A 20,944-nucleotide genomic window follows, 5' to 3' on the forward strand; every position below is an offset into this window, starting at 1 on the left:
ACAGCGATCACCCACTTGTGTACACCCCCGCGCCCGTCCATGCGCGCTCACCTCCGGGGCGCCATGGTCGGCGCCGAGGCCACGACGCGCCCCTCCGGTTCTCTCGTGCCACCCGCGAACGCGGGTTCCGCCGGTCCCGAGGGCACCGGAAAGTGCCCGAGGGACAGGGCCCGGCGGAGGCGGTACTCGTCGAGCGGTCCGGAGAAGGCGGCGCCCTGGCCGTGGGTACAGCCCATCGCGCGCAGGGCGACGACCTGCTCGGGCAGATCCACTCCGTCGGCCACGGACTGCAGCCCCAGGTCGTCGGCGATGCGCAGCAGCCCACGCGTGATCTTCTGCAGCCGCGTGGACTCCACGATCCCCTCGACGAGGCCGCGGTCCAGCTTCAGTACGTCGACGGGAAGCCGGCGCAGGGCCGTGATCGCCGCGTGGCCGCTGCCGAGGCCGTCCAGGGCGATCCGGACACCGAGGCGGCGAAGGTGGTTCAGCCGACGCTCCAGCTCGTCCAGTGGGCCCTTCAGCTCGGTGTCGGACAACTCGACGACCAGGGAGCCGGAGGGCAGCCCGTGACGGGCCAGGAGCATCTCGACCGAGCCGGGGGGCAGTGAGCGGTCCAGCAGGCGCCGGGCGCTCATCCGCACGGACACCGGTACGTTCAGGCCGCTGGTGAGGCGGTCGGCGGCCTGCTCGACCGCCTGCTCCAGCATCCAGCGGCCCAGCTCCGCGGTCTTCTCGCTGTCCTCGGAAACCCGTAGGAACTCGGCGGGCGTGAAGAGCACCCCCTGGGACGAGCGCCAGCGGGCCGCGGTCGCGACCGACGAGATCCGGCCGGTCTCCAGCTCCACCACGGGCTGGTTCAGCAGCATGAACTCGCCGTCGTGCAGCGCGGCCCGCAGCCGGGTGGCCAGCTCGGCCTTGCGTACGACGTCCTGCTGCATCTGCGGCTTGTACAGCTCGACGCGGCCCTTGCCGGACGCCTTGGCCCGGTACATGGCGAGGTCGGCGTTGCGCAGCAGCTCGCCCGCACCGAGGCCCGGCTCGGCGAACGAGACGCCGATGGAGGCGGCGACCCGTACATCGTTGCCGCCGATGGTGTAGGGCTGCGAGAGGGCGATCCGGAGCCGGTCGGCGAGCTCCAGGATGTGCTGTTCCCGGGCGGTGCGGTCGCGGGAGCCGTCCCCGACGATGAGAGCGGCGAACTCGTCGCCGCCGAGGCGGGAGGCGGTGTCGCCCTGCCGGACGGCGTCCTGGAGTCTGCGGGCGGCCTGGACGAGCAGCTCGTCCCCGGCCTGGTGCCCGATCGTGTCGTTGACGGCCTTGAAGCCGTCGAGGTCGATGAAGAGGACAGCCGTGTTGCGCAGGGCGGCCCCGCGGTCGGAGGAGCGGCGGCCGGAGAGCGCCTGCTGGACGCGCTTGGTGAACAGGGCGCGGTTGGGCAGGTCGGTGAGCGGATCGTGCTCGGCGTTGTGCTGCAGCTGGGCCTGCAGACGCACTCTTTCGGTCACGTCCCGGCTGTTGAGGATGAGGCCGCCGTGGTGGCGGTTGACCGTGGACTCCACGTTCAGCCAGCCACCCCCACTCCCGGCTTGGCTCGAGCGGGAGGTGCCCCCACCGCCGGCCTTGAAGCGGCACTCGATGCGGGTGGTGGGCTCCTCGGCCGGGCTGGCGGCGAGGAAGCGTCGCACCTCGTGGACGACGCAGCCGAGGTCCTCGGGGTGGATGATCGAGGCCAGCTCCTTGCCGACGAGGTCCTCCGCAGGGCGGCCGTAGACCCCGGCGGCGGCCGGGCTGACGTAGCGGAGGATGCCGTTCGGTGCGGCGATCATGATGACGTCGCTGGAGCCCTGCACCAGGGAGCGGAAGTGGTTCTCCTTCTGGGCCAGTTCCTGGGTGAGGGTGATGTTGTCGAGGAGCATGATGCCCTGGCGCACGACGAGGGCGAGCACGACGGTGCAGGCGGTGATGAGCACCACGCGGTCGACCCTGCGGCCGTTGAGGACGTTGTAGAGGATGCCCAGGGTGCAGACGGCGGCGGCCAGGTAGGGAGTGAGCGCGGCCAGGGAACCGGCCATGGGGCGGGTGGCCGGATTGTGACTGTCACCTCCTCCCTGGAGGAGCACATGCATGTGTCCTCCCTGTGGTCCGTCGTGCCGGTGGCCCGGCTGGACCTCGTGACGGTGGCCCGGCTGCACCTCGTGGCGCTGGCCCGGGATGTGTTCGTGCACCACGCGCGCGTGCCCGCCCTCGTCCGGCTGTCCGTGCCGCTGACCGGTCCAGGGGGCGTAGGCGAGGAGCAGGGAGCCCGCGAACCAGCCGGCGTCGAGGAGCTGGCCGGAGCGGTAGCTGGTGTGCAGCAGGGGCGAGGTGAACAGGGCGTCGCACATCACGGTGAGCGCGAGGGCGCCGATCGCGGTGTTCACCGCGGAGCGGTGCATGGAGGAGCGGCGGAAGTGCAGCGCGAGCACCATGCTGACCAGGGCGATGTCGAGCAGCGGGTAGGCCAGCGAGAGCGCCGTGTGCGCGGTGTCGGAGTCGTCGAGCTGGGCGGTCTGGGCGAGCGCGAGGCTCCAGGAGAGGGTGACCAGGGAGCCGCCGATGAGCCAGGAGTCCAGCGCCAGGCAGACCCAGCCGGCCCTGGTCACGGGCCTCTTGGCCAGCACCAGCAGGCCGACGATGGCGGGTGGCGCGAAGCAGAGGAAGAACAGGTCCGCGTAGCTCGGCTCGGGCACGGGCCGCTCCAGGACGACCTCGTACCACCCCCAGACGCCGTTGCCCAGGGCCGCCATGGCGGAGGAGAGGGCGAACAGCAGCCAGGCGGGCCGAAAGCGGCTGCGGCGGCGGCGCGCGTAGCGGAAACAGGAGACGGCGGCCGCGGCGGCGGCGGCGCTGAGCCCGAAGTCGCCCATGACGAGGGCGACCTGCTCATTGCCCCAGCCGAACGCGGCGCCGACGGCGTAGGCCGCGCAGAGCAGGGCGAGGACGAGCTGGGCCCGCAGGCTCGCGCCACGGCGGGCGGGCGCCCGCCCGCCGGGCAGCGGCGGACCGGACACCGGCTTGGCCGCCCGGAACGTGGGGCTCAGCGTGGAGGCGGAGGACTGGCGGGTGCTCACCGGGTCTCCCTGATGAGCGCCGCTCCCGTGTCCCTCTGGTCCCGGTGCGTCGGGTGGGCGTGCTTTCTGCGGTTGCTGTGCCTGCGGTGATGACCGTGACCGCTGTGGCCGCCGTGGCTCCCGTGCGGGTGCCTCCGCGTCGCAGCTCGCCAGGGCCGCCGTCGGCGACTCCGCCGCGTCGGATCGTTCGTCCATAGGCCGTGCATCGCCCGTCGCCCCCCTCGCTGTCTCAAGTCCGTCCCCGGCGCCGAACGGTGCGCGGCGCAGCCCCTGTCGGGACGATACACCAGTCTCGTCACTCAGGGACATAGCTCCTCTACGCTCCGTGACCACCTCTGGCAACACGAGCACGTTCCGCTTCCGAAGGAACGCGGAGGGTGCCCGAAGTGGATTACACGTCGTCCGTCTCGCCCGTCGTAAGGACCACGTTGCGCAGTGGTTCACGGTTCACGAATCGTCCCAACTGGTCCACCAGCAGCCTTTTGGCACGCGGCAGGAAGGCCGACGTGGGGCCGCCGACGTGCGGGCTGATGAGGACCCCGGGCGCGCGCCAGAGCGGGTGCCCCGGCGGCAGCGGCTCCGGGTCGGTGACGTCGAGTGCCGCGGTGATGCGTCCGCCGTCCAGTTCCGCGAGCAGCGCCTTGGTGTCGACGACGCCTCCGCGGGCAACATTCACCAGGAGGGCCCCGTCCTTCATGCGGGCCAGGAAATCGGCGTTGACCAGGCCTTTCGTCTGTTCCGTGAGAGGAGTGGACAGGATCACGACATCCGCCTGCGGCAACAGGGAGGGCAGTTCGGTGAACGAATGCACCGGTCCGCGCGCCGTGGTGCGCTCAGAGCGCGCGACGCGCGCCACCCGCGCCACATCGAAGGGCACGAGCCGGTCCTCGATGGCGGCGCCGATCGCCCCGTAGCCGACGATCAGGACCGTCCGGTCGGCGAGCGCGGGACGGAAGTCGCCCTGCCAGCGCTCCTGTTGCTGGGCCCGCACGAAGTCGGGGACGCCGCGCAGCGAGGCGAGGGTCAGGGTGAGCGCGAGCTCGGCCGTGCTGGCCTCGTGCACTCCACGCGCGTTGCACAGCTGCACCCCGGGAGCGAGCACCGACAGCCGGGTCAGGACGTCGTCGACGCCCGCCGTGAGCGTCTGGACCACCCGCAGGTTCCGCATGTGCTCCAGCGGGTTCACCTTCACCGGCCAGCGCTTCATGTAGGGCACCACGTACAGGACGCAGTCCGCGGGGTCGCCCGGATAAGGCTGTGTGCCGTCGTCACCGCCGTCCCAGAAAAGGTAGCGGGGACCCGGTGGGAGCCCCTCGATCTCGTCCGGTGGGATGGGGAGCCACACCTCGGCGGTCACGTCCGCGGTCGGGGCGGCAGTCGCTTCAGGAGTCATGCCCGGAGGCTATGTCAGGTACCCGGCACGGCAGAGGTTAGGTTGGGGGTCGGGAGAGGGAGGGTCACGACCAGGTGGAGCGCAGGACGATCGGCGCGGCGACGCTCGAGGTGGGGGCTGTAGGGCTCGGGTGCATGCCGATGAGCTGGGCGTACACCGGGTCGCGGCAACGGGGCGACGAGTCGATGCGGACGGTGCACCGCGCGCTCGACCTCGGCACCACACTGCTGGACACGGCCGACATGTACGGCCCCTTCACCAACGAGCTGCTGGTGGGCCGGGTGCTGAAGGAGCGCCGCGCGGAGGCCTTCGTCTCCACCAAGGTGGGCCTGCTGGTGGGTGAGCAGCACATCGTGGCCAACGGCCGCCCCGGTTATGTGCGACGTGCCTGCGACGCCTCGCTGCGCCGGCTCCAGACCGACGTCATCGATCTCTACCAGCTCCACCGGGCGGACCCCGAGGTTCCCGTGGAGGAGACGTGGGGCGCGATGGCGGAACTCGTACAGGCCGGGAAGGTAAGGGCGTTGGGCCTGTGCGCGGTGGGCGCGCGGGCGGGGCGCCGGTCGGGCGCGGGTATGTACGACACCACGATCCGCCAGCTCCGGCGGGTCCAGCAGGTCTTCCCGGTGAGCGCCGTGCAGGCGGAGCTGTCGGTCTGGTCGCGTGAGGCCCTGGACTCCCTTCTCCCCTGGTGCGTGGCCCGCGGTATCGGCTTCCTCGCCGCCATGCCCCTGGGGAATGGTTTCCTCACCGGCACCCTGACGCCCGGTGGGGGCTTCGAGCGCGACGACCTCCGCGCCCGCCACCCCCGCTTCACCGCCGACATGATGGCCGCCAACCAGCCCCTCGTCGTCTGCCTCCGCCGCGTCGCGGCCCGTCACGGGGGGACCGTGACCCCTGCTCAGGTCGCCCTCGCCTGGGTCCTGTCCCTCGGCCCGCACGTGGTCCCGGTGCCGGGCACCAAGCAGGCACGCTGGGTGACGGAGAACGCGGCCGCCCACGCCCTGCGCCTCACGGCCGAGGATCTGGCAGAGGTGGCGGGACTTCCTCCCGCGCTTGGATCCTGGGACTGAGGGGACGACGGCCGGCCGTGCGTCGCGTACCAGGCGCCGTGCGTCGTGCGTCGTGAACAGTGCGTCAGGCGTCATGCGTTGTGAGTCGCGCGTTATGAGTCGTGCGTCAGGCGAAATATGTGCTTGATCGGGCGGAGGTGGAACCTGTGGGGCACTCGCGGTGTAAGACAAGTAGAAGCTCCACGCCGAAGGGATCGTGATGGTGCAACGTCGAGTGGTGACGGCCGCATTGGCCGCAGCCGTGCTCCTGGTGACGACCAGCTGCTCCTCCGACGACGGAGAGAAGAGGGGCGCTGCCGGCGGCTCACCCCCGAGCAGCAGCGGTGCCGAGTCACCCCCGCCCGAGCAAGGGGCGGACGCGGCACCCCCGGCCGAGGGCTCGGTGAAGGTGGTCCGCACCGTCGCCGAGGACCTGGACACCCCCTGGGGTCTCGCGCCCCTGCCCGAGGGCGGGCTCCTCGTGTCCTCCCGTGACGAGGCCACGATCAGCAGAATCGACGAGGAGTCCGGCAAGAAGACCGTGCTCGGGGAGGTCCCCGGCGTGGCCCCGGCCGGCGAGGGCGGCCTCATGGGCATCGCGCTCTCCTCGGAGTACGCCTCCGACCACATGATCTACGCGTACTTCACCTCGGAGTCCGACAACCGGATCGTGCGGATGCTGTACGACCCCGAGAAACCCGCGGGCGGGCAGCTCGGCGCCCCCGACATCATCCTCCGCTCCATCCCCAAGGGCACGAACCACAACGGCGGCCGGCTCGCCTTCGGCCCCGACAAGATGCTGTACGCGAGCACGGGCGAGCGGTACGAGGGCCCCCTGGCCCAGGACAAGGACTCCCTCGGCGGCAAGATCCTCCGGATGACCCCGGACGGCGAGCCGGCCCCGGGCAACCCCTTCGACGACTCCGTCGTGTACTCGTACGGCCACCGCAACGTCCAGGGTCTCGCCTGGGACGGCAAGCAGCGCCTGTGGGCCTCGGAGTTCGGCCAGAACACCTGGGACGAGCTGAACCAGATCCGGCCCGGCGGGAACTACGGCTGGCCGGAGGTGGAGGGCAAGGGCGGCAAGTCCGGTTACGTCGACCCGGTGGCCGTGTGGCGTACGGACGAGGCCTCTCCGAGCGGCATCGCCATGGCGGAGGGCTCGGTCTGGATGGCGGGCCTCAGGGGCGAGCGCCTGTGGCGCATCCCCCTCGACGGCACCGAGACCGCCGCCGACCCCCAGGCCTTCCTGGAGGGCGACTACGGCCGACTGCGCACGGTCGTCTCCGCCGGTGAGGACAGACTCTGGCTGGTGACCAGCGAGACGGACGGGCGGGGTTCCCCGGAGGGCGGCGACGACAAGATCCTGGAGCTGGAGGTGAAGTAGACCGCCCGCCCCTACTCCTCTGCGAGGCGCTCCTCGGCCTCTTCCGTCACCGGCTCGGGGGGCCGTACGACGACCTTCCCGGACGCGAGGTCTATCGGTCCGCGTCCGCGGTCGTTGTCCCCTACGTCCTCACGGGTCAGTTCCAGCCGCTTCTGCTCGTCACGGGTGTGCTTGCGGCCGGGTGCGAACAGTTCCTCGAAGGCGTTGAACACAGCTGTTCCTCCCCCAGGGCCGCGAGGCGGCGGACGGTCGGTCCCGGTCGAACAGCGGAGCCTCGGCGGTCCTCTGTGCCATCATCCCGCCGCAAGCCGCTCCCCGGCCCCCTCCGGGAACAATCCCACCCGATGGGCCACCGCCGCCGCCTCGCCCCGGCTCGAGACGCCGAGCTTGGCGAGGATGTTGGAGACGTGGACGCTGGCCGTCTTCGGGGAGATGAAGAGTTCCTCCGCTATCTGGCGGTTGGTGCGGCCGGCGGCCACCAGGCGGAGGACGTCGTGCTCGCGGCCGGTGAGGCCGAGTGCGGCGACGGGGTCGGCGGAGGTGAGGGCGGGCTCGGAGGCGCGGCTCAGGGTGAGGCGGGCTCGGCGGGCGAGGAGGGCGACCTCGTCGGCGAGCGGGCGGGCGCCGAGGTGGTCGGCGACGGCGGCTGCCAGTCGCAGCAGTTCCGTCGCGCGGTCCCGCGCCTCGTCGTCCGTGCCGTCGGCCAGCAGCGCCTCGGCGAGGCGGTGCCGGACGCGGGCGAGGTCGTAGGGCCGCTCCAGGGCCTCGAAGGCGGTGACGACGTCGGACCAGGTGTCGGGGGCCGTCATGCCCTCGGCGCGCTGGAGTTCGGCGCGGACCCAGCGTTCGTGGGCGAGCCAGACCGGTGCGCCGGTGGTGAGCTTCCTGACCACGGTGAAGATCCGGTCGAGGGATTCGGCACGGCCGGGCCCGGCGGTCGGCAGGGCGCGGGCGTCGGCCTCGGCGGTGGCGGCGGTGAGCAGCAGGGGCCAGGCGTAGCGCTGGGTGCCGACGGGGAAGCCGGTGTCGAGGACGCGGGCCAGTTCGGCGCGGGCGTCCGGGAGGCGGCCGTCGGCGGCGGCGACGCCGATGGTGAGGGAGGACAACGGCAGGTTGTTCTGGGGCATGGGGTTGTGGGTGCCGAAGTAGCCGTGTGCGGCGGCGAGTTGGCGTCGGGCATCGGCGGTGTCGCCGCGGGCGAGGGCGAGGGCGGCGACACAGAGGGAGCTGCCGCCGCGCGCCTTGGTGCTGCTCCCGGTGCACCCGGCTTTCGTGGCGGCCTCCATGGCCTCGTCCCAGTGTCCGAGGGAGAAGAGCGATTCGGAGAGGTTGCCCCAGATCCAGGCCTCGGAGTCCCGCAGACCCATGCGTCGGGTGACGTCGAGTCCCGTGCGCAGCAGGCCGGCGGCCTCCTGCGAGCGGCCGACGCCCTCCAGGCAGGACGGAAGGTTCACATGGGCGCGGCCCACGACGGCGGCGGGCCCGCGTTCGAGCGCGCTCCGGAGGACCGCCTGCATCTCGGCGATGCCCGTGTCGACGTGGCCCGCGTCGGCCATCAGGCCGCCGAGGGTGAGGCGGGCGTTGAGTTCGATGTCCTCGGCGCCGACCATGCGCGCGTACTCGACGGCGCGCTGGGCGTCGGAGAGCGCGTCGGGGCCGGGGGCGTGGAGCATGGACCAGCAGGCGACGCGGGAGAGCACCTCGGCGTGCACCTCGGACGGGGGCTGGCCGCGGACCAGTTCCTGGGCGGTGGCGAGCTCCTTCCAGCCGTCGCCCCGGGCCAGGCCCTCGGTCAGCAGGGAGCGCTGCACCCAGAACCAGGCGGCGCGCAGGGGATTGTCCGTGTCGGCGAGCCGGTCGAGTGCCCGTCGGGTGATCCTCAGGGCCCGTTCCCGCTCTCCGCACAGTCGTCCGGCGACGGCCGCCTCGGCCATCAGGTCGAGGTAGCGCAGGGGGTGGGTGCCCGGGGCGCAGCCGCAGGGCGGGTAGACCTCGGTGTAGTCGACGGGGCGCAGTGCGGCGCGTACGACGTCGGGGGCCGCGTCCCACAGCTCCATCGCCCGTTCCAGGAGGCGTAGTTGCTCGGAGTGCGCGTGCCGGGAGCGGGCCTCGGCGGAGGCGTCGAGGACGGCGGGCAGGGCCTTGGCGGCGTCGTGGGCGTGGTACCAGTAGCTGGCCAGGCGGGTGGCGCGGCCGTCGGTGGGGACGAGTGCGGGGTCGGCTTCCAGTACCTCGGCGTAGCGGCGGTTGAGGCGGGAGCGTTCGCCGGGCAGCAGGTCGTCGCTGACGGCCTCGCGGACCAGGGAGTGGCGGAAGCGGTAGCCGTCGTCGCCGGGGGCGGCGATCAGGATGTTGGCGCCGACGGCGGCCCGCAGGGCTTCGATGAGGTCGTCCTCGGGGAGCCGGGCGACAGCCGCGAGCAGGGAGTACTCCACGGTGGAGCCACCCTCGGCGACGATGCGGGCGATCCGCTGGGCGTCGTCGGGGAGCCGTTCGACGCGGACCAGGAGCAGGTCGCGCAGGGAGTCGGTGAGGCCGGGGCAGCCGCCGTCGTGGGCGGCGACGGCGAGTTCCTCGACGAAGAAGGCGTTGCCGTCGGAGCGTTCGAAGATCTCGTCGGCGCGTTCCGGGTCGGGTTCGGCGGCGAGGATGCCGGCGAGCTGGCGGCCGACCTCGGCGCGGTCGAAGCGGGGCAGTTCGATGCGGCGGACCGTGCGGAGGCGGTCGAGTTCGGCGAGGAGGGGGCGCAGCGGGTGACGGCGGTGGATGTCGTCGGAGCGGTAGGTGGCGAGGACGACGAGACGGCCGGTGCGCAGCGTGCGCAGGAGGTAGGAGAGGAGGTGGCGGGTGGAGGCGTCGGCCCAGTGCAGGTCCTCCAGGACGAGGACGATCGTCCGGTCGGCGGCGAGGCGTTCCAGGAGGCGGGCGGTGAGTTCGAAGAGGCGGGCCGTGCCTTCCTCGTCGTCCCGTGCGCGCGAGGTCTCACCCAACTCGGGCAGCAGCCGGGCCAGTTCCTGTTCCTGTCCGGCGGCCGCGGCGGCCAGTTCGTCGGGCAGCCTGCGGCGCAGGGCGCGCAGCGCGGTGGAGAAGGGGGCGAAGGGCAGTCCGTCGGCGCCGATCTCGACGCAGCCGCCGGGCGCGACGACCGCGCCCTGGCGCGTGGCCTCGCCGGCGAACTCCTCGACCAGGCGGGTCTTCCCCACCCCGGCCTCGCCGCCGAGCAGCAGTGCCTGCGGCCCGCCCCCGTCTCCCCCGTTCCCCGCCGCGCGCGCGGCGCCTCGACCGGCGCGGGCCAACGCCTCGCGCAACACCTCCAGTTCGTCGGCGCGACCGACGAACACGGGACTGACGGACCTGGTCTCCACATCGCCGAGCATCGCACGACCCTCGGACACTCCGGCACCGATTATCCGCAGGCCCCGGACAGCCGGCCTGCCGCCGGCCGGGTCCCCGAGTCCGCCGCCGCCCCCGCTCGCCATCGGGCTGCCGTGTCCGGTCTCCGCGACTCGGGGGCCTTCGGCCGAGCCCGCCCGTCCGGCCTCCGTGTCACCACGGTCCCCGGCCGAGCCGGCCCGCTTCCCGGCCCCCGCCCCCGCCCCCGCGCTCACGCGGCGCGTGTGAAGCGGAGCCTGCGTATGCGGTCACCGAGCACCCACCCCTCGGCGTCCTTGTCCCCCTCCCCCGACGCGGAGCTCGCCGTCGTCCTGGAGTCGTGCGCGGCCTCGCGGCGGGCGCGGCGGGCCTCGCGTACCTGACGGTGGTGCTCCGCCTCGCGGATCAGCTCTGCGGAACGGATCTGCTGGAGCTCGTACTCGAACATCTCGTACCCCTTGTGAAGAGTCGGTCTCGGCTCGCTTGCTGCGATGTCTCAACCTTCGTCTCCAAGGCGGGGCGGCCACATCGGGAGAGTTCCGCATCTTGAACGCCAAAGGGGCCTTAGGCCCGTCGTAGGGATACCTACGACGGGCCTAAGGCCCCTCAGAAGTCGTCCTGCCGCAGCGGGCGTCAGGTGCTCGGCAGTGTCAGAATGGCGTCGGAGTACTTCAGGGCGGCGAGCACCAGCCCGATGAAGCCGACCGAGACACCGGCCCAGGCCACCGACTTGATCCACGGTGTCTGCACCTGGTCGGGGTCGCCGAACGCGGGCCGCACCAGCACGGCGACGCCGACGAGCAGCCCGACCAGCGCGAAGATGCCGCCCCACAGCGCGGATGCCTGCCAGGCGTCGCCGTAGACCGCCTGGAGCTGCGTGGCGACGGTCGCGTTCGTCGCGGCCTGCATCTCGATCTGGCCGTTGATCCCCTCGCGCGCGGAGGCGACCGTGCCGACCCAGCCGCCGGTCAGCGACACGAGGCCCAGCACCACGGACACGATGCCGGCGGCACCCTGTCCCACACCCGGCGACGCCTTCGCGGCGGCCGGCGGGAACTCCTCGTCGAACACTCCGGCATCGTCGGAGTCGTCGGCCTCGACCGAGTCGCCGGTGTCCGTCGCGGCTTCCTCCTTCGCCGCGTCGTCCTTGGTGACGTCGGCGACCTTCACCGACTCGTCCTCGTTCTTGGCCTCGGTGCCCGTGTCGGCACCGGTCTCGTCAACTGTCTTGGTTCCCATACCTCGCACCGTACGAATGTTGTCTGAGAGGTTTCTTAATGATCGCTGTGAGCGCTGCGATCACGTGCCGCACGCCATTCGGGCGCCAGGACGGACCATATCTCCAAGTCGTGCCGGACACCTCGATGGGGATACCTCTCCCGCTGCACGCCGTCCCTGACCATGCCGAGCCGCCGTGCCACGTTCAGGCTCGGTGTGTTGCCGGAGGCCGCGATCCACTCGACGCGGTGGACGGCGCGGACGTCGACGGCCCAGTCGATGAGGATCCGCATCGCACGGGTGACCAGCCCCCGCCCCGTGCCGGCGGGCTCCAGCCAGCAGCCGACCTCGCAGTTGGCGTTCTCCGCGTCGAAGTTGAGGAAGAGGACCCCGCCGACGAGCTTGCCGTCGAGCCAGATGCCGTGCAGGGAGCCGGTGTCGGCGGCGCGCATGTCGGCGTACCGCTGGAGGGCGGCGCGTGCCGACGCGACATCCGTGGCGGTCTGGCCGAAGGGGACGTACTCGTTGACGAAGTCCCGCCCCCGCTCCAGGTGCGTGAGGAACTCCTCGGCGTGCCAGGGCTCCAGGGGCCGCAGTTCGGCCCCGTCGTCACCCAGGGATATCGCGTACATCCGGCTGTCGCTCCTTCGCCCGTACGTCCGTAGCCCGTACGCCCGTCGCGTCGGCGTCCCGCGCCGGTACTTCGCCGGCGTCCCCCGCCAGTACGTCCGCCGCCTCGGCGTCCGTCGCGGCGGCCAGCCTCTCATGGGCGGCGCGGGATTCGGGCGGCTCGATGCTGATGCGGGGCATGCGCCGGTCGAGCCAGCGGGGCAGCCACCAGTTGGCGCCGCCGAGCAGGTGCATGAGGGCGGGGACGAGCAGCGTACGGAGGACGAAGGCGTCGAGGGCGACGGCGACGGCCAGGGCGATGCCGAACATGGCGATCACGCGGTCGCCGCTGAGCACGAAGGCGAGGAAGACGGAGATCATGATGACCGCCGCGGAGTTGATCACCCGGCTGGTCTCGGCGAGGCCGACCCGGACCGCGCGCCGGTTGTCGCCGGTCTCCAGCCACTCCTCGTACATCCGGCTGACCAGGAAGACCTGGTAGTCCATGGAGAGCCCGAAGAGGACCGAGACCATGATCACGGGGAGGAAGGGCTCGATCGGCCCGGCGCGGCCGAGGCCCAGCAGCTCACTGCCCCAGCCCCACTGGAAGATCGCGACGACCACGCCGAACGCGGCGGCGACGGCGGCGACGTTCATCGCGGCGGCCTTGAGCGGTATCCCGATGGACCGGAAGGCGAGCAGGAGCAGCAGGCAGCCGAGGCCGATGACGACCCCCACGAACAGCGGCAGCTTGCCGACGATGACGTCCGCGAAGTCGTCGTACCCGGCGGTCACCCCGCCGACGTGCAGATCGAGCGAGGTTCCGGTCTCGGCGCGCGGCAGTACCTCGTCGCGCAGCCGTTCGACGAGGTCGCTGGTCTTCGCGGACTGCGGGGAGGACTTCGGTACGACGGTGAGGTACGCGGTGTCGCCGCCGGTGTTGTACGTCACCGGGGTCACCGCCGAGACGCCCTCGGTGGCCCTCAGCGTGGTGTCGAGGTTGTCGAGCGCGAGTTTGTCGGCGGCGCCGTCGACCTTGGTGACGAGGGTGAGCGGGCCGTTGACGCCGGGCCCGAAGCCCTTTGCCAGGAGGTCGTAGGCCTGGCGGGTGGTCGTCGCCGCCGGGTCGTTGCCCTGGTCGGAGGTGCCCAGGCGCAGCCCGAGCGTGGGCAGGGCAAGCAGGGTCATGACGACGAGGGCGATCGCGCCGAGCTTCTTGGGGTGCCGTTCGACGAAGGCGGACCAGCGGGCGGCGAAGCCCGTGGGCAGCTCGGGCTCGGGGCCGTGCTCGGCGAGCCGGCGGCGCTCACGGCGGCTCAGCGCCCGCATGCCGATGAACGACAGCAGGGCCGGCAGCAGCGTCACGGAGGCGGCGACGGTGAGGACCACGGTGAGGGAGGCGGCGATCGCGACGCCGTTGAGGAAGCCGAGCCGCAGGATCAGCATGCCGAGCAGGGCTATGCAGACCGTGGCGCCCGCGAAGACGACGGCCCGTCCGGTGGTCGCGACCGCGTTCCGCGCGGCCTCCTCGACGGACAGGCCCCGCTTCAGCCCCCGGCGGTGCCGGGTCACGATGAACAGCGCGTAGTCGATGCCGACGCCGAGGCCGATCAGGGTGCCCAGCATGGGCGCGAAGTCGGCGACCGTCATGGCGTGCCCGAGCAGGGTGATCCCCGCGTAGGCGGTACCGACACTGACCAGGGCGGTCGCGATCGGCAGCAGGCTGGCGGCGAGCGAGCCGAACGCGAGGAAGAGGACGAGGGCGGCGACGAGCACGCCGACGATCTCGGCGAGGTGCCCGCCGGAGGTCTCGGTGAGTTCGATCGAGGTGCCGCCCAGTTCCACCTGGAGACCGGCGCCCTCGGCGCCCTTCGCGGCGTCGACGACGGCCTCGGCCTGTGCCTTGTCCACGTCCTCGGCAGGCCTGTCGAAGGTGAGGGTGGCGTACGCCGTACGGCCGTCCTCGCTGATCCGGCCGCCGTCGGCGCCGTCGTACGGATCGGTCACGGCGGCGACGCCCGGCAGGTCGGCCAGCTCGTCGAGGGTCCGGGTCATCGTCTGCTCGACGGCGGCGGCCCGTACGGACCCCTCGTCCGTGTGCCAGACGACGGTGGCGCTGTCCCCGCTGACGCCGGGGAAGCCCTTGCTCAGGAGTTCGGTGGCGCGGCTGGATTCGGTGCCGGGGGTCTTGTAGTCGTTCGAGTACGCGGCTCCCGCCACGGCGGCGCCGGCGGCCGTGCCGGCGAACGCGAGAAGCCACAGAAGTACGGCGACAAGGCGGTGCCGGACACACCAGCGCGCAAGGGCTGCCACAGATCGTGCTCCTGAGGGGGGAGGCATGAGCAATTCCTGGCAACTATTGCACCACAATGTGATCGTTTAGCCCCTTTGAGGGTCTCCTCACATGGGATGGGAGCCACCTCACAGGACAAACGGCGGCACTCTGTCGCCCCGCGTCACTGCCGCGCACACGCCTGAGGGCGGCTCATCGCAGTGATGTGCCGCCCTCAGGGGTACGCGGGGAACCGCCCGCCTGTTCACCTCGGCTCAGCCTTCGGTGACGCCCAGCTGTTCCAGGATAAGCTCCTTGACGCGAGCCGCGTCGGCCTGACCCCGGGTGGCCTTCATGACGGCGCCGACCAGGGCTCCGGCCGCGGCCACCTTGCCGCCACGGATCTTGTCGGCGATGCCCGGGTTGCCGGCGATGGCCTCCTCGACGGCCGTCGTCAGGGCACCCTCGTCGGAGACGACCTTCAGACCGCGCTTGTCGACGACCTCGTCCGGGGTGCCTTCGCCCGCGAGAACGCCTTCGATGACCTGGCGGGCCAGCTTGTCGTTCAGGTCGCCGGACGCGACCAGCGCGGTGACCCGGGCGACCTGCTCCGGCGTGATCGCCAGCCCGTCGAGCGGGACACCCGACTCGTTGGCGCTGCGGGCCAGCTCGCCCATCCACCACTTGCGGGCGGAGACGGAGTCCGCCCCGGCCTCGATGGTGGCGACGATCAGGTCCAGCGCGCCGGCGTTGAGGATCGCCTGCATCTCGGTGCCCGAGATGCCCCACTCCGCGAGGAGTCGGTTGCGGCGGACCAGCGGCAGCTCGGGCAGTGAGGCCCGGATCTCCTCGACCCACTCGCGCGAGGGGGCCACCGGAACGAGGTCCGGCTCGGGGAAGTACCGGTAGTCCTCGGCCTCCTCCTTCACGCGGCCCGAGGTCGTGGACCCCGTGTCCTCGTGGAAGTGCCGGGTCTCCTGGATGATCGTCCCGCCGCCGTTCAGAACGGCCGCGTGCCGCTGGATCTCGAAACGGGCGGCACGCTCGACGCTGCGCAGCGAGTTCACGTTCTTCGTCTCGGAGCGCGTGCCGAACTTCTCGCGGCCGTGCGGGCGCAGCGACAGGTTCACGTCGCAGCGCATCTGCCCCATCTCCATGCGGGCTTCCGAGACACCGAGCGCCTTGATGACCTCGCGCAGTTCACGGACGTACGCCTTGGCGACCTCGGGAGCACGCTCACCCGCACCCTCGATCGGCTTGGTGACGATCTCGATGAGCGGGATGCCCGCGCGGTTGTAGTCGAGCAGCGAGTGCGAGGCGCCGTGGATGCGGCCGGTGGCACCGCCGACGTGCGTCGACTTGCCGGTGTCCTCCTCCATGTGGGCGCGCTCGATCTCCACGCGGAAGGTCTCCCCGTCCTCCAGCTGTACGTCGAGGTAGCCGTTGAAGGCGATCGGCTCGTCGTACTGGGAGGTCTGGAAGTTCTTCGGCATGTCCGGATAGAAGTAGTTCTTCCGGGCGAAGCGGCACCACTCGGCGATCTCGCAGTTCAGCGCGAGACCGATCCTGATCGCGGACTCGATGCCGATCGCGTTGACGACCGGAAGCGCGCCGGGCAGGCCGAGGCAGGTGGGGCAGGTCTGCGTGTTGGCGTCCTGACCGAGTTCGGTCGAACAACCGCAGAACATCTTGGTCTTGGTGCCGAGTTCGACATGGACCTCAAGGCCCATGACGGGGTCGTACGACGCCAGCGCGTCCTCGTACGACACCAGGTCGGTCGTGGTGGTCACGGTTGAACTTCCCTCTCAGCCCAGCAGGACGTCGTCGTCGCCCAGCCGCTTCAGTTCGCGGTACAGGATGGCGAGGCCGGTGACGATGCCGACGGCGGCGACCGTCGCGTCGATCAGGCGCAGGGTGTCCTCGTCCGCGCGGGCCTTCTTGATCCGCTTGGCGATACCCCACGCGCCGAAGGCGGTGGTGGCGATGGACACGTACGTGCCGGACTTGGACTTCTGGAAGTCCTTGGCCTTGGACAGTGCGTTGGTCACAGCGACGGAGCCTCCTCGAGGAGCGGGTGCCCCCACTTTTCCACGAAGGCGGCCTCTACGGCGGCGCCGACCTTGTAAAGACGGTCGTCCTTCAGTGCCGGGGCGATGATCTGCAGCCCGACCGGCAGCCCGTCCTCCGGCGCGAGGCCGCAGGGCAGGGACATCGCGGCGTTGCCCGCGAGGTTGGTCGGGATGGTGCAGAGGTCCGCCAGGTACATCGCCATCGGGTCGTCGGCGCGCTCGCCGATCGGGAAGGCGGTGGTGGGCGTGGTCGGCGAGACGATGACGTCGACCTTCTCGAACGACTTTTCGAAGTCCCGCGTGATGAGCGTACGGACCTTCTGGGCGCTGCCGTAGTACGCGTCGTAGTAGCCGGAGCTGAGCGCGTACGTGCCGAGCATGATGCGGCGCTTCACCTCTGGGCCGAAGCCCGCCTCACGGGTGAGGGAGGTGACCGCCTCGGCGGAGTTGGTGCCGTCGTCGCCGGTACGCAGGCCGTAGCGCAGCCCGTCGAAGCGGGCGAGGTTGCTCGAACACTCGCTCGGCGCGATCAGGTAGTACGCGGCCAGTGCCAGGTCGAACGACGGGCAGTCCAGCTCGACGATCTCGGCGCCCAGTTCCTTCAGCAGCTCGACGGACTCGTCGAACCGCTGGACGACACCGGCCTGGTAGCCCTCGCCGCGGAACTGCTTGACGACGCCCACGCGCATCCCGGCGACACTGCCGTTGCGGGCGGCCTCGACGACCGGCGGGACCGGGGCGTCGATGGAGGTGGAGTCCAGCGGGTCGTGCCCGGCGATGACCTCGTGCAGGAGCGCCGCGTCCAGGACCGTACGGGCGCAGGGCCCACCCTGGTCGAGGCTGCTGCTGAACGCCACCATGCCGTAGCGGGAGACCGCGCCGTACGTCGGCTTCACACCGACCGTGCCGGTGACGGCGGCCGGCTGGCGGATGGAGCCGCCGGTGTCGGTGCCGATGGCGAGGGGTGCCTGGTAGGAGGCGAGGGAGGCGGAGGAACCGCCGCCGGAGCCACCGGGGATACGGGTGAGGTCCCAGGGGTTGCCGGTCGGCCCGTACGCGCTGTTCTCGGTGGAGGACCCCATGGCGAACTCGTCCATGTTGGTCTTGCCGAGGATGACGACGTCGGCGTCCTTCAGACGCTTGGTGAGGGTGGCGTCGTACGGCGGGATCCACCCTTCGAGGATCTTCGAGCCCACGGTGGTCGGGATACCGACCGTGGTGAAGATGTCCTTGAGCGCGAGCGGAACACCGGCGAGCGGGCCGAGCTTCTCGCCCCTGGCCTTCTTCTCGTCGACGGCGCGGGCCTGCGCGAGGGCGCCCTCACGGTCGACGTGAAGGAAGGCGTGCACCTTCTCGTCGACGGCCTCGATCCGGGCCAGATGGGCCTCGGTGACCTGTACGGCGGTGAGCTCGCCGGAAGCGATCTTCGCGGCGATCTCCGCCGCGGTGAGCTTGATGATGCTGTCGGTCATGACGTGATCAGTCCTCCCCCAGGATCTGCGGCACCTTGAAACGCTGCTGCTCCTGGGCCGGGGCGGCGGAAAGTGCCTGCTCGGGGGTGAGCGACGGACGGACCTCGTCCGCGCGCATGACGTTCGTCAGCGGCAGCGGGTGCGAGGTCGGCGGTACGTCTTGGTCGGCGACCTCACTGACGCGGGCGACCGCGCCGATGATGTCGTCCAGCTGACCCGCGAAGTGTTCAAGCTCTTCGGGCTTCAGCTCCAGACGCGCCAGCCGGGCGAGGTGGGCGACCTCCTCGCGCGTAATGCCAGCCATGCAGCGATCCTCTGGGGTGAGTGAGTGTGGTTTGGCGCCAATCCTATGGGGCCCGCGCCGCTGCCCGCGCACGGGTTTGGACTCGGGCGCCTTGTGGCTCGGGGGGTTGCGGGTTCGTTGGCGGCTGCAGGCAGGTGGGGGCCGGCCCCGCAGTTCCCCGCGTCACTGAAAAGCCGGAGCTGCGCCCCTTGCTTCTCGGGCCCGCAGCCCCGTCGTCTTTCAGGCCCGCAGGGGCCTGGGCTTTCAGGGGCGCGGGGAACCGCGCGAGAAGCCCCACCGGAGCCGCACCCGCCCACGAACCCGGCGCCCCCGAGCGGTCAGCGCTACTCGTCCGCCTTCGCCGCGGGCAAGGCCGCGGCGGGCCGCTGCCACCCCCGAGACCCCCGCGCCCGCAACCAGGCCGTGGCCTCCTCCGCAGGCATCGCGGCAGCGACGAGCCAACCCTGCACCGCGTCACACCCCAGATCCCGCAACCGCTCCCACGTCTCGTCGTCCTCGACGCCCTCCGCGACGACGAGCAGCCCCAGCGAATGCGCGAGATCGACCGTGCAGCGCACGATCTCCGCGTCCTCGTTGTCGATGGCCAGCCGGGCCACGAACGACCGGTCGATCTTCAGTTCGCTCACCGGCAGCCGCCGCAGATGCACCAGGGACGAGTACCCCGTCCCGAAGTCGTCGAGCGACATCTTCACCCCGTGCCCGGTCAGCCCGGCGAGCGTGTCCGCGGCCCGCTGCGGGTCTTCGAGCAGCACATGCTCCGTGATCTCCAGCTGCAACGACCCGGCGGGTACGCCGTGACGGGCCAGCCTCGCGGCCACCGCACCCGCGAATCCGGGGGTGTGGACATCACGCGGGGACACGTTCACGGCGACCGGTACGTGCAGCCCCTGCGCCCGCCACCGCGCCACCTGCGCGAGCGCGGTGTCCAGGACGTACTCCGTCAGATGCGGCATCAGCCCGGACGACTCGGCGATCGCTATGAACTCGTCCGGCGGCACCTTCCCCCGCTCGGGATGCACCCACCGCACCAGCGCCTCCAGGCCGGCGACCTGCCCGTCGAAGCGGACCTTCGGCTGGTAGTGCAGCTCGACCTCCTGCGCGTCGAGCGCGCGCCGCAGATCGCCCAGCAGACCGAGCCGGTCCGGGGTGTTCGAATCCCGCTTCGACTCGTAGACCTCGACGCCCGTACGGTCCCGCTTCGCCTGGTACATCGCCACGTCCGCCCGCCGCAACAGCCCCTCCGCGTCGAGCGCGTGGTCGGGGAAGACGGCGAGTCCGGCGCTGGCCTCCAGGACGAGGGTGAGCCCGTCGAGGTCGAGCGGTGAGCCGAGCGCGGCGACGAGGTTGCGGGCGACCCGCGACGCGGACGTCGTGGAGTCGGCGACGGGCAGCAGTACGGCGAACTCGTCACCGCCGAGCCGCGCGGCCTCCGCTCCGCGTGGCAGGGCGACCCGCAGCCGATCCGCTATCTGCAACAGCAACCGGTCGCCCGCGAGATGCCCGAGCGTGTCGTTGACGGCCCTGAAGCGGTCGAGGTCGATCAGCAGCAGGGCCGACCTCGCTCCGATGCGTTCGGCGTCGTCCAGGGCGGCCCAGGTCCGTTCCAGCAGCCACTGGCGGTTCGGCAGTCCGGTGAGCGGGTCGCGCAGCTGCTCCTCGGCGCGGGCGCGGGCTATCCACAGGGTGGAGTCGAGCGCGATGAGGGGGATGGCGAACAGCGGCAGCAACAGGGACTGGGCGGTGGCGACGACGCAGACGAGCGGGGCGATACCGAGCAGTGCGACCGCGACGAGCCCCTGCCTGACCAGGGCCGTACGCGCGACGGTGGGCAGTCCGCCGCGCGGTGCGGCCAGATACCAGAGCAGGCCGCGGCTGACCGCGAGATAGGCGATGGCGACCAGCGCCACCTGGGGCGCCGAGTAGAGGTTCCAGCTGTCCGGGTCCCACGGCCGCTCCACCGAGGGGACGCGGCCGAAGACCCGCAGAACCAGCGCGCCGGCGCCGATGCCGATGATGTCGACCGCGCCGTGCAGGACGCCCTGGCGCCAGCGTCCCCGGCGGGCGATGCCGACGAGGACGACCACGGTGAGGCTGATCATCCCGGCGGCCACCCAGCCGTACAGCAGCAGGACTGCGAGGGTGAGGGCGGCGCCGGAGCCGGTGCCGCCCCACCAGCGGGCGCGGCCCATGGCGACGAGATGGCCGACGATGATGCCGGTCAGCAGGGCGAGGGCCCAGCCGACGGTGCCGGCCGGGAAGAGGGCGTGCTGCCCGGCGAACGCCCGGTAGAAGCCGGCGCCCAGAATGGCGCCGGCGAGGCCCACGATCAGGGCGGGCAGTGCGGGCCAGGACAGGTGCCGGTCTCCGTCGTGACCCGGCAGTTCGTGTCCGCGGCCCTCGCTGAGCGCGCCGGTGACGGCGGGAGCCCCGCCCGTGCCGACGGCGGTGCCGGAGGTGAGCTGTGCCGGCCCCGGTACGTGCGGGGCGTGTGCGCTCGCGCCCGCACGGCCCGCCGGCCGTGCCGTCCCGGCCCTGGAATCCGCCACCGTCGCCTGCCCCGGGCCCCGCTCCCGGCTTCCCTCGAACGGGTGTCCTCCCATGAGCAGGGAGCGCCCCCATCTCCAGGCCCCGGACACCCGGCGCAGCCGTGAGTCCGGGGCGACGCTCTCGGTCGGTTCCATTCCCG

15 protein-coding genes are annotated in these 20,944 nt (G+C 71.7%); 2 read left to right on the forward strand and 13 right to left on the reverse strand.

The features are described from left to right. Positions 1-47: 47 nt before the first annotated feature. Both OG622_RS15840 and OG622_RS15845 read right to left on the reverse strand, forming a co-directional pair. Positions 48-3,110: a putative bifunctional diguanylate cyclase/phosphodiesterase gene (locus tag OG622_RS15840; protein WP_371576732.1), complete on the reverse strand. Its 3,063-nt coding sequence runs from the start codon at positions 3,108-3,110 to the stop codon at positions 48-50. Positions 3,111-3,501: 391 nt separating this feature from the next. Continuing rightward, positions 3,502-4,503, reverse strand: a complete 1,002-nt coding sequence (locus OG622_RS15845) for a 2-hydroxyacid dehydrogenase (RefSeq protein WP_371576733.1) — start codon at positions 4,501-4,503, stop codon at positions 3,502-3,504. A 74-nt stretch (positions 4,504-4,577) separates the two neighbouring features. Here OG622_RS15845 and OG622_RS15850 point away from each other — a divergent pair, with 74 nt between their 5' ends. Both OG622_RS15850 and OG622_RS15855 read left to right on the forward strand, forming a co-directional pair. Next, positions 4,578-5,576, forward strand: a complete 999-nt coding sequence (locus OG622_RS15850) for an aldo/keto reductase (protein ID WP_371576734.1) — start codon at positions 4,578-4,580, stop codon at positions 5,574-5,576. A gap of 199 nt (positions 5,577-5,775) precedes the next feature. Continuing rightward, positions 5,776-6,942, forward strand: a complete 1,167-nt coding sequence (locus tag OG622_RS15855) for a sorbosone dehydrogenase family protein (protein WP_371576735.1) — start codon at positions 5,776-5,778, stop codon at positions 6,940-6,942. 11 nt (positions 6,943-6,953) lie between these two features. Here OG622_RS15855 and OG622_RS15860 read toward each other — a convergent pair whose 3' ends face one another. From OG622_RS15860 to OG622_RS15910, 11 genes are all read right to left on the reverse strand, one after another. Continuing rightward, positions 6,954-7,154, reverse strand: coding sequence for a DUF6191 domain-containing protein (locus OG622_RS15860; RefSeq protein ID WP_371576736.1), 201 nt, complete (start codon positions 7,152-7,154; stop codon positions 6,954-6,956). A gap of 81 nt (positions 7,155-7,235) precedes the next feature. Continuing rightward, on the reverse strand, positions 7,236-10,319 hold the full coding sequence (locus tag OG622_RS15865) for an AAA family ATPase (protein ID WP_371584109.1): 3,084 nt from the start codon (positions 10,317-10,319) through the stop codon (positions 7,236-7,238). A 227-nt stretch (positions 10,320-10,546) separates the two neighbouring features. Then, on the reverse strand, positions 10,547-10,762 hold the full coding sequence (locus OG622_RS15870) for a hypothetical protein (protein WP_371576737.1): 216 nt from the start codon (positions 10,760-10,762) through the stop codon (positions 10,547-10,549). Positions 10,763-10,947: 185 nt separating this feature from the next. Next, complete coding sequence (locus tag OG622_RS15875) at positions 10,948-11,553, reverse strand: hypothetical protein (protein ID WP_371576738.1); 606 nt, start codon at positions 11,551-11,553, stop codon at positions 10,948-10,950. 35 nt (positions 11,554-11,588) lie between these two features. Next, complete coding sequence (locus OG622_RS15880) at positions 11,589-12,164, reverse strand: GNAT family N-acetyltransferase (protein WP_371576739.1); 576 nt, start codon at positions 12,162-12,164, stop codon at positions 11,589-11,591. Then, positions 12,142-14,454, reverse strand: a complete 2,313-nt coding sequence (locus tag OG622_RS15885; RefSeq protein WP_371576740.1) for an MMPL family transporter — start codon at positions 14,452-14,454, stop codon at positions 12,142-12,144. Before OG622_RS15885 ends, OG622_RS15880 begins: the two co-directional genes overlap by 23 nt. 234 nt (positions 14,455-14,688) lie before the next feature. Further along, positions 14,689-16,203, reverse strand: coding sequence for an Asp-tRNA(Asn)/Glu-tRNA(Gln) amidotransferase subunit GatB (gene gatB, locus OG622_RS15890; protein WP_371576741.1), 1,515 nt, complete (start codon positions 16,201-16,203; stop codon positions 14,689-14,691). 15 nt (positions 16,204-16,218) lie between these two features. After that, positions 16,219-16,461 (reverse strand): hypothetical protein, encoded by a 243-nt coding sequence (locus tag OG622_RS15895; protein WP_037695811.1) that lies wholly within the window; start codon positions 16,459-16,461, stop codon positions 16,219-16,221. Further along, positions 16,458-17,954 (reverse strand): Asp-tRNA(Asn)/Glu-tRNA(Gln) amidotransferase subunit GatA, encoded by a 1,497-nt coding sequence (gene gatA, locus OG622_RS15900; protein ID WP_239757414.1) that lies wholly within the window; start codon positions 17,952-17,954, stop codon positions 16,458-16,460. The genes OG622_RS15895 and gatA overlap by 4 nt, the downstream gene beginning before the upstream one ends. 7 nt (positions 17,955-17,961) lie before the next feature. Beyond that, positions 17,962-18,258, reverse strand: coding sequence for an Asp-tRNA(Asn)/Glu-tRNA(Gln) amidotransferase subunit GatC (gene gatC / locus OG622_RS15905; RefSeq protein WP_371576742.1), 297 nt, complete (start codon positions 18,256-18,258; stop codon positions 17,962-17,964). A 323-nt stretch (positions 18,259-18,581) separates the two neighbouring features. Continuing rightward, positions 18,582-20,939, reverse strand: coding sequence for a putative bifunctional diguanylate cyclase/phosphodiesterase (locus tag OG622_RS15910; protein WP_371576743.1), 2,358 nt, complete (start codon positions 20,937-20,939; stop codon positions 18,582-18,584). Between the last annotated feature and the right edge of the window lie 5 nt (positions 20,940-20,944).

Origin of the sequence: Streptomyces sp. NBC_01314 (assembly GCF_041435215.1) — a bacterium.
Taxonomy (GTDB): domain Bacteria; phylum Actinomycetota; class Actinomycetes; order Streptomycetales; family Streptomycetaceae; genus Streptomyces.

What these genes read in the sequence shown, in the direction of transcription:
- OG622_RS15845 (WP_371576733.1), bottom strand. Translation starts at nt 4,503, where the DNA reads ATGACTCCTGAAGCGACTGCCGCCCCGACCGCGGACGTGACCGCCGAG.
- OG622_RS15855 (WP_371576735.1), top strand. Translation starts at nt 5,776, where the DNA reads ATGGTGCAACGTCGAGTGGTGACGGCCGCATTGGCCGCAGCCGTGCTC.
- OG622_RS15865 (WP_371584109.1), bottom strand. Translation starts at nt 10,319, where the DNA reads ATGCTCGGCGATGTGGAGACCAGGTCCGTCAGTCCCGTGTTCGTCGGT.
- OG622_RS15870 (WP_371576737.1), bottom strand. Translation starts at nt 10,762, where the DNA reads ATGTTCGAGTACGAGCTCCAGCAGATCCGTTCCGCAGAGCTGATCCGC.
- OG622_RS15875 (WP_371576738.1), bottom strand. Translation starts at nt 11,553, where the DNA reads ATGGGAACCAAGACAGTTGACGAGACCGGTGCCGACACGGGCACCGAG.
- OG622_RS15880 (WP_371576739.1), bottom strand. Translation starts at nt 12,164, where the DNA reads ATGTACGCGATATCCCTGGGTGACGACGGGGCCGAACTGCGGCCCCTG.
- gatA (WP_239757414.1), bottom strand. Translation starts at nt 17,954, where the DNA reads ATGACCGACAGCATCATCAAGCTCACCGCGGCGGAGATCGCCGCGAAG.
- gatC (WP_371576742.1), bottom strand. Translation starts at nt 18,258, where the DNA reads ATGGCTGGCATTACGCGCGAGGAGGTCGCCCACCTCGCCCGGCTGGCG.
- OG622_RS15910 (WP_371576743.1), bottom strand. Translation starts at nt 20,939, where the DNA reads ATGGAACCGACCGAGAGCGTCGCCCCGGACTCACGGCTGCGCCGGGTG.